Consider the following 12,546-nt stretch of genomic DNA (forward strand, 5'->3'; position numbering starts at 1 on the left):
CGGGCGGGCGCCTTGCCCTTGTGCGCGCCCGCCGCCGCCACAAAACGCTACGTCTCGCCGATGATTGGAGCTGGCGGCCCCCGCCCTCGATACAATGAGATGGGAAGGGTAGCAATACCGGTTAGCAACCCACCAAAGGAGCGTGGTAGCCATGCAGTTGGATGCCAGAGACCTCTTCAACCCCAAGCCCCTGATGATGGCGATGGAGGCGCTCGCCGACATGAGAGGCGGTCAGACGCTCACCATCCAGGTCAACGACGGCATGGCCGTCGAGTCCATCCTTCGTCTCGCCGAGGAGCAGGGCCTCAAGTTCACCCTGGAGGACGAGGGGGACTACTCGGTGGTGCAGGTCGTCTCCAACCCCCAGAAGCCCTTCAGGATGGACAGGCCCATCGAGAAGGCCGTCTCGCTGATGGGGTTTGCCAACGAGCAGGAGCCGGTGTTCCTCTTTACCTCCGACAAGATCGGCAACGATGACCGCGAGCTGGGCCGCAACCTGATGCGCGACCTCATCCACGACCTCGCCACCGTGCGCACCGAGCCCCAGGCGCTCGTGTTCCTCAACTCGGCCGTGCAGCTCACGACCATCGACGAGGCGTGCGTCGAGCACCTGGGCGCCTTCAGCGACAAGGTGCGCGTCATGAGCGACAGGGCCAGCCTCGAGCGCTATCACCTGCTTGACCAGCTCAAGGTGGGCGAGGTCATCGAGTCGTTCCAGGTGGCCCAGCTGCTCATGAGCCGCCCGCACGTGGTGACCCTCTAAGGCGCGCGGGGCCGCGGGCGCCTGGGCGCCGCCCCTACGACATGGTGCCGCAGGTGGTACGCGCCAGGTCGGAGAGGACGTCGCGGACGCGCCACAGGTCTCGCACGGCAACGTACTCGTTGGGCTTGTGGGCCAGGTCCAGGCTGCCGGGGCCGTACGAGAGGCACTCGACGTTGCCGAGGGTCCCCGCCACGACGGCGGAGTCGGTGTAGCCCGTGAACACGTCCGTCCCCGTGGGGTGTCCCGTTCGAGCGCACGCCGCCCGCAGCGCCTTGAGCAGGCCTGAGCGGGGGTTGGCCGCGATGGGGGGACGGTCGCCCGTCACGACGTAGCTCCCCCGCACGCCCCTCACGGCGTCCCGCGCGGCGTCAAGCGCGTCCTGCACGACGCCGCGCGCCCATGCGGTCGAGAGGGGAGGCACCAGTCTCATGTCTATCGTGCAGCTGCACGCGTCGGGCACCACGTAGGGGGCGTATCCGCCCTCGATCTGCCCGAAGGTCACCGTCGAGGGGCCAAGCTCCGCATCGGCGGGAAGGTCGCGAAACGTCCTGCGCAGATGGCCGATCGCCTCGGCCATGCCCGCGATGGCGTCGGCGCCGAGCCAGGGGGTGCTGGCGTGGGCGGTGGTGCCCTCCACCCGGACCTTGAACCAGCTGCGCCCCTTGTGCGCGGCGCGGATCAGGCCGTCAGTGGGCTCGGTGTCCAGCACCCATCCTTCGGTCGAGAACCAGCCGGCGTCAATCGCCGCCTCGACGCCGCGCATGGCGTCCTCCTCGTCACAGGTGCACACCAGCGAGAGCGACCGCCGTGCCGCCGCGCCCGCCATGACGTCATCCAGGACGTCGGAAAAGGTCAGAAGGGCGCAGGCGAGCCCGCCCTTCATGTCGCAGGAGCCGCGCCCGTACAGCCTGCCCGCCTCCCTGTGCGCGGAGAAGGGGCCCGTCTTTTCAGACCAGCCCTCGCCCACCCGAACCGTGTCCATGTGACAGAGCAGGCTGAGGTCGGCAGGGTGCGGGCGGCAGTCGTCCCCGCCGCCGGGGGCCAGGATGGTGGCCCTCAGGCAGGGACGCTCGGGGAGCGCTTCCAGCCGCTCCAGGGTCGCCCTGCGCGTACCGCCGGCGTTGGCCCGCCCGATCCGGTCGCTCAGCCATGAGGACACGAAGGCCGCGAGGCGCCCCTCGCCGGCCCCGGGATTGGTGCTGTCGATACGGATGAGCTCGCTCGCGAGCCTCTCCACCTCGCGTCTGCGGCGTGCGAGGCCATCTGTCGTCATGACTCCTCCAGTCCGTCCCTGCCGGTGCCCTGACCTCGGCCGAGCCGTCGCGCATGGCGGGACGGCAGCTCCCGTCGGCGACGCTCCCTGGGGGCGACGGCGTCCCTACGACTCCCCGTCGGCGCTCGCCAGGGACTTTGCCTCGTCCATGTAGCTGTACAGCGTGTACTTGGAGATGCCAAAGTAGGTGCACACCTTCTGGCCCGACTTGGTGATCAGGAAGGCGCCCGCGTCGTTGAGGAACCCGATGGCGCGCACCTTGTCCTCCTTGTTCATGAGCGAGACGGGCTTGCCCACCAGGCGAACGCTCTGCTCTATGAGCTCGTCCAACAGCTCGGTCACGCTTTGCGGGATGGGTTCGGGCTCGTTCTGGGTGCCCGTGGAAACCAACGCGTCAAGCTCGTGTCGTGCCGTCATGAGCATGGTGATGTCAAAGTTGATGGAGAAGATGCCCACCACCTCGCCGCCCCCGTCACGCAAAAAGATGGTGGACGACTTGAGGAAGCGACCGTCCTCGGTCTTCGTGAGATAGGCAAGACGGTCCTCCAGGGCGTGGTGGCGTCGGTCGTGCAGGGCCTCAAGCGCCACGCGAGAGGGGCCGTCGCCCAGCTTGCGGCCGGTCACCTGGCCGTTCTCGATGACCGCCACCGTGCTTGCGGCGTCCGCCGTCGTGAGGTCGTGGACGACCACCTCGCAGCCGGGGCCAAACTGCGCGGCGATCCCGTGGGCGAGTCTCTTGCAGAAGTCGATGTAGGCCCGCTCCATGGGAGCTCTCCTTTGTGCCCGTCTGTGTCCCCGCGGCAGCCTTGCCGCAGGGTGACGCCCGAGGACGCCCCGAACGCATGTCATACAGTACCGTACTGCACTTGAGGCGCCTGCGGGGGCACGCATTCCGCCATCCGTTATGTATTAGAAAATATAACCCGCTGGTGCTCCCTAAGATACCATCCACGACTTACTTATCAAACTTTTATTTTTCCAATCTATCATTTATTTAGCATTTCGTAGGCTGCATCACGTCAGCGTCATGCCGCGGCAGGGGAGGATCGCACGCCGTTTGCGTCCAACCGCGGCTGACCTGCGCAACCTGGTAGGGAGGGCCCTATGCTTCTCGTTGGGAACGGTCGCGTCATCACGCGCGACGAGGCGTTGCCGTACGTGGAGGACGGGGCGGTGCTCATCGAGGGCGACCGCATCGTCGAGCTGGGAGAGGGGGCAGAGCTCAAGGCCGCGCATCCCGAGGCCGAGTTCGTGGACGCTCGCGGGGGCGTCATCATGCCCGGGCTCATCAACTGTCACACCCACATCTACTCGGGGCTCGCCCGCGGCCTTGCCATCAAGGGCTGCAACCCCACCAACTTCCTCGAGAACCTCGAGCAGCAGTGGTGGAACATCGACCGCCATCTGACGCTTGACGGCACGCGCGCCAGCGCGTACGTCACCGTGCTCGAGAGCATCAAAAACGGCGTCACCACGATCTTCGATCACCACGCGAGCTTCCGCGAGATACCGGGCTCCCTCTTTGCGATCAAGGACGTCTGCCAGGAGCTGGGCATCCGCGCCTGCCTGTGCTACGAGGTGTCCGACCGTGACGGCAGGCAGAAGCGCGACGAGGCGATTCGCGAGAACGGGGAGTTCGCCCGCTGGGCCGCCTCCCAGGACTCCGACATGATCGCCGCCATGTTCGGCGGGCATGCCCTCTTCACCCTCTCGGACGAGACACTCGACAAGATGGTGGAGGAGAACGACGGCCTCACGGGCTTTCACGTGCACGTGTGCGAGGGGCTGGACGACGTCTGGGACAGCGCGCGCAACCATGGCTGCACGTCCGTCCATCGCCTTTTGGACCACGGCCTTTTGGGCGAGGACACCATGCTGGGCCACTGCATCCATGTGACGCCGGCCGACATGGACATCCTGGCCGCCACGTGCACCAACGTCGTGAACAATCCGGCCTCCAACATGAACAACGCCGTCGGCTGCGCGCCGGTCCTGGAGTTCTTCAAGCGCGGCATCACGGTCGCGCTGGGCACCGACGCCTACACCCACGACATGCTCGAGAGCCTCAAGTCCTTCCTGCCCATCCAGCGCCACAACAGCGGCCTGCCCAACGTGGGATGGGAGCAGGCCATGACCATGCTCTTCAAGAACAACCGCACCATGGCCGAACGGTACTTCTCGGCCAAGCCCGCCGGCAAGCCCCTAGGCGTGCTCGCCCCCGGTGCTGCGGCGGACATTGCCATCTTTGACTACAAGACCTTCACGCCCTTCTCGGACGAGAACGTCGATGGTCACATCCTGTTTGGGTTCGAGGGGCGAGGCTGCCGCACCACCATCGTCAACGGCAAGGTGCTCTACAAGGACCGCGCCTTCGTGGACGCGGACGAGGACGCGATCTGCGCCTGGTCGATGGGCGAGGCCAAGAAGCTCTGGGGGGAGCTTAACGGCCGCCAGTACTAGTCCCACCGCCTTGCCGGACGCAAGGCGTCGCCCGCGGACGCCATACATGCGGGGGACAACGAGGCACCATTGGTGAGGAGAGGACCAACGATGAGCGATGCCATGCGACCCATGGCCTTTGGCCACCTTATGAGCTGGATACTTGAGGAGCACGCGAGCAAGGGGACCATCTTTGGCGTGAGCGCACTCGCGCATCCCGCCGCCGGCGCGCGCCCCATCTTTGACGAGCGCGTCGAGACCCCCTTTGGCCCCGCGGCCGGCCCCAACACGCAGCTCGCGCAGAACATCATCGCCTCCTACGTCTGCGGCGCGCGCTTCTTCGAGCTCAAGACCGTCCAGAGGATGGACGGCGCCGAGCTCTCCGCGTGCGTCAACAAGCCCTGCATACTCGCGGGCGACGAGGGCTACAACTGCGAGTGGTCCACGGAGCTCACCGTGGCCCAGGCGCGTGACGAGTACGTCAAGGCCTGGGTGGCCTGCAAGCTTTTGGCCCGCGAGCTGGGTCTGGGAGATCCTGACGGCTTCGTCTTCAACATGTCGGTGGGCTATGACCTCGAGGGCATCAAGACCCCCAAGATCGACGGCTACATAGACGACATGATGGATGCCTCGAAAACCGAGGCGTTCACCTCGGCCATCGCCTGGGCAAGGCGCAACCTCGGGCTCTTCTCAAAGGTTGATGAGGCCTTCGTGGACAGCATCAGCCCGCGCGTCTCTCGCTCCATCACCGAGTCCACGCTGCACGGCTGCCCCCCTCAGGAGATCGAGGCCATCGCCTCCCACCTCATCGGCGAGAAGGGGCTCAACACCTACGTCAAGTGCAACCCCACGCTGCTGGGATACGAGTACGCTCGCACCACCCTCGACTCCCTGGGCTTTGACTACGTCGTCTTTGACGACCACCACTTCCTGGAGGACCTCCAATGGGAGGACGCGGTGCCCATGCTGCGTCGCCTGATCGCGCTGGCGGCCAAGCACGGCGTCGAGTTTGGCGTCAAGCTCACCAACACCTTCCCGGTTGACGTGACGCGCGGCGAGCTCCCCAGCGAGGAGATGTACATGTCCGGCCGCTCGCTGTGGCCCCTCACCACGAGCCTCGCTGCGCGCATCGCGCGCGAGTTTGAAGGCGCCCTGCGCATCTCGTTCTCGGGCGGTGCCGACGCCAACAACATCCGCGACCTCGTGGATGCCGGCGTGTGGCCGGTCACCATCGCCACCTCGGTCCTCAAGCCGGGCGGATACCAGCGCTTTTCGCAGGTCGCCGAGAGACTGTCCGGCATTGACGATCGGCCCTTTGACGGCGTTGACGTCGATAAGGTCGATGCCATCGTCACCGAGGCGCTCAAGGGCCAGGCGTATCGCAAGCCCGTGAAGCCCCTGCCCGATCGTCACGTGCGCGGCGAGCTTCCCCTGGCCGACTGCTTCATCGCACCTTGCCGCGACACCTGCCCCATCCATCAGGACATCCCTGGCTATCTTCGCGCGGAGCAGGAGGGCCGCCACGCCGACGCGCTGGACATCATCCTCGAGCGCAACGCCCTGCCGTTCATCACGGGCACGCTCTGCCCCCACACCTGCGGAAACAGCTGCATGCGCAACTACTACGAGGGCGAGGTAAACATCCGCGCCTTCAAGCTGCGCGCCGCGACGGCCGCCTTTGACGAGGTGCTCCCCACGCTTAAGGCCCGCGGCAGCGCCCGGCAGAAGGTCGCCGTCGTGGGCGCCGGCCCCGCCGGGCTCTCCGTGGCGTCGTTCCTCTCGCGTGAGGGCGTGAAGGTTGACGTCCTCGAGCGCTCCTCGAGGCCCGGCGGCATCGTGCGCAACGTCATCCCGGGCTTCCGCATCAGCGACGAGGCCATCGACAAGGACGTCAGGCTGTGCCAGGCCTACGGCGCGACCATACGCTGCGGCGTCGAGGTCACCGACGTGCGCGAGCTGCTGTCCCAGGGCTACACGGACGTCGTCATCGCCGTGGGCGCCTGGGCGCCCGGCGCCGCGGTCGTACAGGAGGGCCCCACGCTCGACGCCCTCGAGTTCCTGGAGGCCTTCAAGCGGGATCCCTCCAGCCTCGATGTGGGCGAGGACGTCGTCGTCGTGGGCGCCGGTAATACCGCCATGGACGTCGCCCGTGCCGCCCGACGCGTGCCCGGGGTCAAGAACGTGCGCCTGGCGTATCGTCGCACGCGGCGCTACATGCCCGCCGACGAGGAGGAGCTGATTGAGGCCATCGCCGACGGCGTCGAGTTCATGGAGCTCCTGGCGCCTCGCCGCGTCGAGGACGGCAGGCTCCTCTGCGACGTCATGGAGCTGGGTGCTCCGGACGCGTCCGGTCGCCGCAGCACGCACGCCACGGGCCGGACGACCGTTGTGCCCGCCAGCGCCGTCATCGCGGCGGTGGGCGAGAGGATAGACCCCACGCTCTTTGCGGTCAGCGGCATCGAGCTGGACGACAGGGGCCGCCCCCAGGTCGATGACGACCTGCGCACCAACCTGCCGCACGTCTACGTCGCAGGCGACGCCCGTCGCGGTCCCGCGACCGTGGTGAAGGCCATCGCCGACGCCATCTCAGTGTGCCGCGCCATCTGCGGGGCGAGCTTTGAGGGGCAGGCGGAGTCCAACGTCAACCCGCGCTATCATGAGCCGCTCGCGTCGCGCGGCGCGCTCGAGCGCGACTGCGCCGACCTTGCCACGACCCGCTGTCTGGGATGTTCCACGGTCTGCGAGGCTTGCTGCGAGGTGTGCCCCAACCGCGCGAACGTCGCCGTGGCTGTTGACGGCAGGCGCCAACGCCAGATCGTCCACGTTGACGGCATGTGCAACGAATGCGGCAACTGCGCTGTGTTCTGCCCGTACGGCGAGGGAAGGCCGTACAAGGACAAGCTCACCGTCTTCTGGAGCCGCGAGGACTTTGACGATTCGACCAACGAGGGGTTCCTTCCCGTCGAAGGCGGCATGCTCGTGCGCCTGGACGGCGAGGAGAGAATCTATGACGTCGCGGAGGAGGCCTGCGGCCTGCCTACCGACGTCAGGGACATCATCCGTGCGGTCGTGAGGGACTACCCCTTCCTGCTCGTCCGGTAGGGATGTCGCAGGGTAACGACGACGCACGCCAGCGGGCGATGCGGCCCGACGCGGTCGCGTCGCCCGGCGCACGACGGGAGGTGGCGCGCATGGCAAAGAGACGGCCCACGGTGGCCCACGTTCGCTGCTGGGGCGGGCCACGCCCTGAGGAGCGCTGCGCCGAGGGCTGCATAGGCTGCGGCGCCTGCGTGGAGGCCTGCCGGCTTCAGGCGATCGAGCTTGGTGGGAGGGGCGTCGCCCGGGTGCTGCGTGACGTCTGCGTGGGCTGCGGCCTCTGCGTGCGCGCCTGCCCGCAGGGCGTCATCGCGCTGGCGCCTCGTGACGCGACGATTCTCCCCTTGTGCTCCAACCACGAGCCGGGCGCCGTCGCGCGCGCATCCTGCGCGTCCAGCTGCGTCGCCTGCGGCGTCTGCGAGCGCGTCTGCCCCGCTGACGCCATCCACGTCGTCAGCGAGTGCGCCACCTGCGACACGACCGCCTGCATAGCCTGCGGGCTCTGCGCCACGCGCTGCCCGCGTGGGGTCATACATGACGCCGACGGCCTTTTGGCGCCCGCATACTAGGAAGGGGGCGAGACGAGTGGGAACCTATAGCTTCCTGGTGAACGGCGTCAGGCGCACGACCGACGAGAACAAGTCGCTCCTGCGCTTCCTCCGCGACGACCTCCGCCTGACCTCCGTCAAGGACGGGTGCTCCGAGGGCGCCTGCGGAACCTGTACCGTCGTCGTTGACGGCATCGCCACCAAGGGCTGCGTCATCACGACTAAGCTGGCGGACGGCAGGGAGGTCATGACGCCCGAGGGTCTCGATCCCGCCGAGCAGGAGGCCTTCGTCTATGCCTTCGGCGCCGTCGGCGCCGTGCAGTGCGGCTTCTGCATCCCGGGCATGGTCATGAGCGGGGCGGCCCTCATCCGTCGGAACCCCAGCCCCAGCGAGGACGACGTCAAGGCCGCCATCAAGGGCAACGTGTGCCGCTGCACCGGCTACAAGAAGATCATCGAGGGCATCCTGCTCGCCGCCGCCGTGCTGAGAGGCGAGCGCCAGATTGACCCCGGCCTCGAGCGGGGCGACGACTACGGCGTGGGCACGGGGGCCTTCCGCGTGGACGTGCGCCGCAAGGTCCTGGGCTTTGGCGTCTATCCTGACGATATCACGAGCGAGGACTACCCGGACCTGGCCTACGCCGCCGCCGTGCGCACGAAGTATCCCCGCGCCCGCGTCCTTTCCATCGACAGCTCCAAAGCGGAGGCCCTGCCGGGCGTCCTGGGCGTCCTCAGGGCCAAGGACGTGCCGGTGAACCAGGTGGGCCACATCGTCCAGGACTGGGACGTGCTCATCGCCGAGGGAGACCTCACGCGCTGCATGGGAGATGCGATCTGCCTGGTGGTCGCCGAGGACGAGGCGACCCTCGCCAAGGCGAGGCGGCTCGTGAAGGTGACCTACGAGGAGCTTGAGCCCGTCCGCTCCATCGACGAGGCCAAGGCGGCCGGAGCGCCCCTCATCCATGACAGCTTCCTCGCCTTTGGCAACGTGGTCCGGCTGCATGACAATGTGTGCCAGAGTCGGCACGTCAAGCGCGGGGACGCGAAGGCCGCCCTCGCCGCCTCGGCTCACGTGGTGACGGGCAGCTTCGAGACGCCCTTCACCGAGCACGCCTTCCTTGAGCCCGAGTGCGCCGTCGCCTTTCCCTACAAGGACGGCGTGAGGATCCTCAGCACGGACCAGGGTGCATACGACACGCGCAAGGAGGTTGCCCACATGCTGGGTTGGGACGACGAGCCCGAGCGCGTCGTGGTGCAGACCATGCTGGTCGGGGGCGGCTTCGGCGGCAAGGAGGACGTGAGCGTCCAGCATCTCGCCGCCCTCGCGGCGCTGCGCTTTGGCCGCACCGTGAAGTGCAAGCTCACGCGCGGGGAGTCTATCGCCTTCCATCCCAAGCGTCACGCCATGAGGGGCACCTTTACCCTAGGCTGCGACGAGGACGGCCTGCTCACGGGCCTTGACTGCGAGATCAACTTTGACACGGGCGCGTACGCCAGCCTCTGCGGCCCCGTCCTCGAGCGCGCCTGCACGCACTCGGTGGGCCCGTACACCTATCAGAACACCGACATCCGCGGCTACGGGTACTACACCAACAACCCGCCCGCCGGCGCGTTCAGGGGCTTTGGGGTGTGCCAGAGCGAGTTTGCCCTGGAGTGCCTCATGGACGAGCTGGCCGACAAGGTGGGCATCTCGCCCTGGGAGATGCGCTTCAGAAATGCCGTCGAGCCGGGCGACGTCCTGCCTAACGGGCAGGTTGCCGACCGCTCCACGGCGCTCAAGGAGACGCTCCTGGCCGTGAGGGACGCCTATGACGCGAACGAGGGCCACTGCGGCCTCGCCTGCGCCATGAAGAACGCCGGCACCGGCGTGGGGCTGCCGGACAAGGGCCGCTGCGAGATTCGCGTCGAGGGCGGCAGGGCCGTGGTGTACTCGGCGACCTCGGACATAGGTCAGGGCTGCAACACCGTGTTTCTGCAGGACGTCGCCGAGGCGAGCGGCCTGCCCAAGTCACACATCCTCAACGGCGAGTGCTCGACCGAGGCGGCACCCGACTCCGGGACCACCTCGGGGTCGCGCCAGACGGTCGTTACAGGCGAGGCGGTGCGCGGCGCGGCCTTCCTGCTGCGCGACGCCATGCTTGCCGTCGAGCGGGGCGAGGACGCTCCCGCGGCGCCCGTGCGCGCCCTGGGAGACGGCCTCGTCGTGACCCTGGAGGGCGGCGAGCCGTACCGGGGGGCGATGGGTGACAGCCTGAGGACCGGCAGCCCCGTGCGTCCGGACGACCCCGTGGGCGCCCTCTCCAGGCTCGAGGGGTGCAGCTTCCACTACGAGTACTTCGAGGTCACTGACAAGCTCGGCGCCGACAAGCCCAATCCCAAGAGCCACATCTGCTACGGCTTTGCCACTCACCTGGTGGTCCTTGACAAGGATCGGCGCGTGAGCGAGGTCTATGCGGCCCATGACGCCGGCAAGGTCGTCAATCCCATCGCCATCCAGGGGCAGATCGAGGGGGGCGTGCTCATGTCGATGGGCTATGCGCTCACCGAAGACTTTCCGCTGAAGGACTGCGTTCCCACGGCTCGCTTTGGTACGCTTGGCCTGCTGCGCGCCACCCAGATCCCTGACATTCACGCCATCTACGTCGAGAAGGACGAGCTCCTTCCCGTCGCGTACGGTGGCAAGGGCATAGGCGAGATCGCCACGATTCCTACGGCCCCGGCCATCAGGAACGCCTACCGTAGGGTGGACGGCGTCGCCCAGTCGAGGCTTCCGCTCGCCAATACGCCCTATGAGAGAAAGAGGCGCAGATAGACGGTCGTACCCGAGGGCCGCATGCGGCCCGGTCGCACGTGATTGGAACCAAGAGAGGTCATGGAGACGCAACATGACGAGAGGGGTGGTCAGGACATGGGAGAACTCCTGCGGATGGAGGGGGTGGACAAGCGCTTCGGGTCGTTCTACGCGAATCGGGGGGTGAACCTTTCCATACGCGAAGGCGAGGTTCACACGCTCCTGGGCGAGAACGGGGCGGGCAAGTCCACGCTGATGAACTGCCTCATCGGGCTGTACACGCCCGAGGCGGGCAAGATATACATGCATGGCGAGGAGGTGCGCATCAACACCCCGCGCGACGCCGTGGACAGGGGCATCGGCATGGTCCATCAGCACTTCATGCTGGTTGACGCCATGACGGGCCTCGAGAACATCATCCTGGGGGACAAGCGCCACGCGTCGCCCCTCCTGCAGCGCGGAGACGACCGCAAGACGGTCGAGGAGCTCATGGAGCGCTACGGCCTTGAGGTCGACCTTGACGCGCGCATCTCGGACATGTCCATCGGCATGCAGCAGCGCGTCGAGATCCTGAAGGTGCTCTTCCGCGGCGCGGACCTCCTGATCCTGGACGAGCCCACCGCCGTCCTCACGGACCTGGAGGTGCAGGGGCTCTTTGACATTATGCGCTCGCTCACCGACGAGGGGAAGTCAATCGTCTTCATCTCGCACAAGATGCGCGAGGTCATGTTCATCTCCGACCGCGTCACGGTCCTGCGCCGCGGCGAGTGCGTCGACACGCTCGACATCGCCAACACCACCGAGCAGGAGCTCGCCGACCTCATGATCGGCCAGAAGTTCACCGAGAGCAGCTACCGCAAGGTCGAGGCCCCCGGCGAGGTCAGGCTGCGCCTCAAGAACGTCTGCTACCGCCCCCAGATGAAGCACGGCGGCCTCAGGGACGTGAGCCTCACACTGCACAAGGGCGAGATCCTTGGCGTCGCGGGCATCGACGGCAACGGCCAGACGCCGCTCGCGGAGGTCGTCACGGGCCTTGTCTCGCCCGAGTCCGGCGAGGTCATCGGCCCTGACGGAAGCAGCATCGCGCTCTTTTCGCCCCAGGCCTTCATCGAGGCGGGCATCGGCAACATCCCCGAGGACCGCAACAAGATGGGCCTGGTGGGCGACATGACGGTCGCCGAAAACCTGGTCCTCAAGCAGACGGGCAGCGAGCGCTTCTCGGCCGGCCGCGGCGCCTGGCTCAAGATGGACGCCATCCAGCGCTTTGCCGACGAGCTGCGCGAGGAAAACGACATCCGCTGCACGTCCGTCAACCAGACGGCCCGCAGCCTCTCGGGCGGCAACCAGCAGAAGGTCATCCTGGCCCGCGAGCTTGACAGCCACCCGCAGCTCCTCGTGGCGGTCTATCCCACGCGCGGCCTGGACATCGGCGCCACCGGCTTCGTGCACGACCAGATCGTCGCCCAGCGCGACGCCGGCTGCTCGGTGCTGCTCATCTCGGCGGACTTCGACGAGGTCCTCAAGCTCTCCGACCGCATCGTCGTCCTCTTTGAGGGGCAGATCATGGGAACCTATCCGGGCGCGAACCCTCCCATCAAGGAGATTTCGCTTGCCATGGCAGGAAAGTAGGGAGGGA

The 12,546-nt window shown here is 67.2% G+C and carries 8 protein-coding genes; 6 read left to right on the plus strand and 2 right to left on the minus strand.

Annotated features, from left to right (window positions below; all coding sequences use genetic code 11):
• The first annotated feature begins 151 nt into the window (after positions 1 to 151).
• Entirely contained in the window at positions 152 to 763 is a 612-nt protein-coding gene (locus HMPREF2826_RS03490) for a sulfurtransferase TusA family protein (RefSeq protein ID WP_070639252.1), read from the plus strand.
• Between the two features lie 34 nt (positions 764 to 797).
• Here HMPREF2826_RS03490 and HMPREF2826_RS03495 read toward each other — a convergent pair whose 3' ends face one another.
• On the minus strand, positions 798 to 2,036 hold the full coding sequence (locus tag HMPREF2826_RS03495; RefSeq protein WP_070639253.1) for a M20 family metallopeptidase: 1,239 nt from the start codon (positions 2,034 to 2,036) through the stop codon (positions 798 to 800).
• A gap of 105 nt (positions 2,037 to 2,141) precedes the next feature.
• Complete coding sequence (locus HMPREF2826_RS03500; RefSeq protein ID WP_070639255.1) at positions 2,142 to 2,801, minus strand: helix-turn-helix transcriptional regulator; 660 nt, start codon at positions 2,799 to 2,801, stop codon at positions 2,142 to 2,144.
• A gap of 339 nt (positions 2,802 to 3,140) precedes the next feature.
• On the opposite strand from HMPREF2826_RS03500, the gene ssnA reads away from it, so the two are divergent.
• From ssnA to HMPREF2826_RS03525, 5 genes are all read left to right on the plus strand, one after another.
• Positions 3,141 to 4,496 (plus strand): putative aminohydrolase SsnA, encoded by a 1,356-nt coding sequence (gene ssnA, locus HMPREF2826_RS03505; protein WP_070639257.1) that lies wholly within the window; start codon positions 3,141 to 3,143, stop codon positions 4,494 to 4,496.
• Positions 4,497 to 4,586: 90 nt separating this feature from the next.
• A complete protein-coding gene (gene ygfK, locus HMPREF2826_RS03510; RefSeq protein ID WP_070639260.1) occupies positions 4,587 to 7,577 on the plus strand; it encodes a putative selenate reductase subunit YgfK in 2,991 nt (996 codons plus the stop codon).
• A gap of 89 nt (positions 7,578 to 7,666) precedes the next feature.
• Positions 7,667 to 8,140, plus strand: a complete 474-nt coding sequence (locus HMPREF2826_RS03515; protein ID WP_070641074.1) for a 4Fe-4S binding protein — start codon at positions 7,667 to 7,669, stop codon at positions 8,138 to 8,140.
• Positions 8,106 to 10,931, plus strand: a complete 2,826-nt coding sequence (gene xdh, locus HMPREF2826_RS03520) for a selenium-dependent xanthine dehydrogenase (RefSeq protein WP_070639262.1) — start codon at positions 8,106 to 8,108, stop codon at positions 10,929 to 10,931. The genes HMPREF2826_RS03515 and xdh overlap by 35 nt, the downstream gene beginning before the upstream one ends.
• 60 nt (positions 10,932 to 10,991) lie before the next feature.
• Complete coding sequence (locus HMPREF2826_RS03525; RefSeq protein ID WP_246824676.1) at positions 10,992 to 12,539, plus strand: ABC transporter ATP-binding protein; 1,548 nt, start codon at positions 10,992 to 10,994, stop codon at positions 12,537 to 12,539.
• The last annotated feature ends 7 nt before the right edge of the window (positions 12,540 to 12,546 follow it).

The organism is Olsenella sp. HMSC062G07 (genome assembly GCF_001811895.1).
Taxonomy (GTDB): Bacteria; Actinomycetota; Coriobacteriia; order Coriobacteriales; family Atopobiaceae; genus Olsenella_F; species Olsenella_F massiliensis.

Bases quoted from the DNA above. Each gene is read 5' to 3' on its own strand.
- HMPREF2826_RS03490 (WP_070639252.1), top strand. From the start codon at position 152: ATGCAGTTGGATGCCAGAGACCTCTTCAACCCCAAGCCCCTGATGATG.
- HMPREF2826_RS03495 (WP_070639253.1), bottom strand. From the start codon at position 2,036: ATGACGACAGATGGCCTCGCACGCCGCAGACGCGAGGTGGAGAGGCTC.
- HMPREF2826_RS03500 (WP_070639255.1), bottom strand. From the start codon at position 2,801: ATGGAGCGGGCCTACATCGACTTCTGCAAGAGACTCGCCCACGGGATC.
- ssnA (WP_070639257.1), top strand. From the start codon at position 3,141: ATGCTTCTCGTTGGGAACGGTCGCGTCATCACGCGCGACGAGGCGTTG.
- ygfK (WP_070639260.1), top strand. From the start codon at position 4,587: ATGAGCGATGCCATGCGACCCATGGCCTTTGGCCACCTTATGAGCTGG.
- HMPREF2826_RS03515 (WP_070641074.1), top strand. From the start codon at position 7,667: ATGGCAAAGAGACGGCCCACGGTGGCCCACGTTCGCTGCTGGGGCGGG.
- xdh (WP_070639262.1), top strand. From the start codon at position 8,106: ATGACGCCGACGGCCTTTTGGCGCCCGCATACTAGGAAGGGGGCGAGA.
- HMPREF2826_RS03525 (WP_246824676.1), top strand. From the start codon at position 10,992: ATGGAGACGCAACATGACGAGAGGGGTGGTCAGGACATGGGAGAACTC.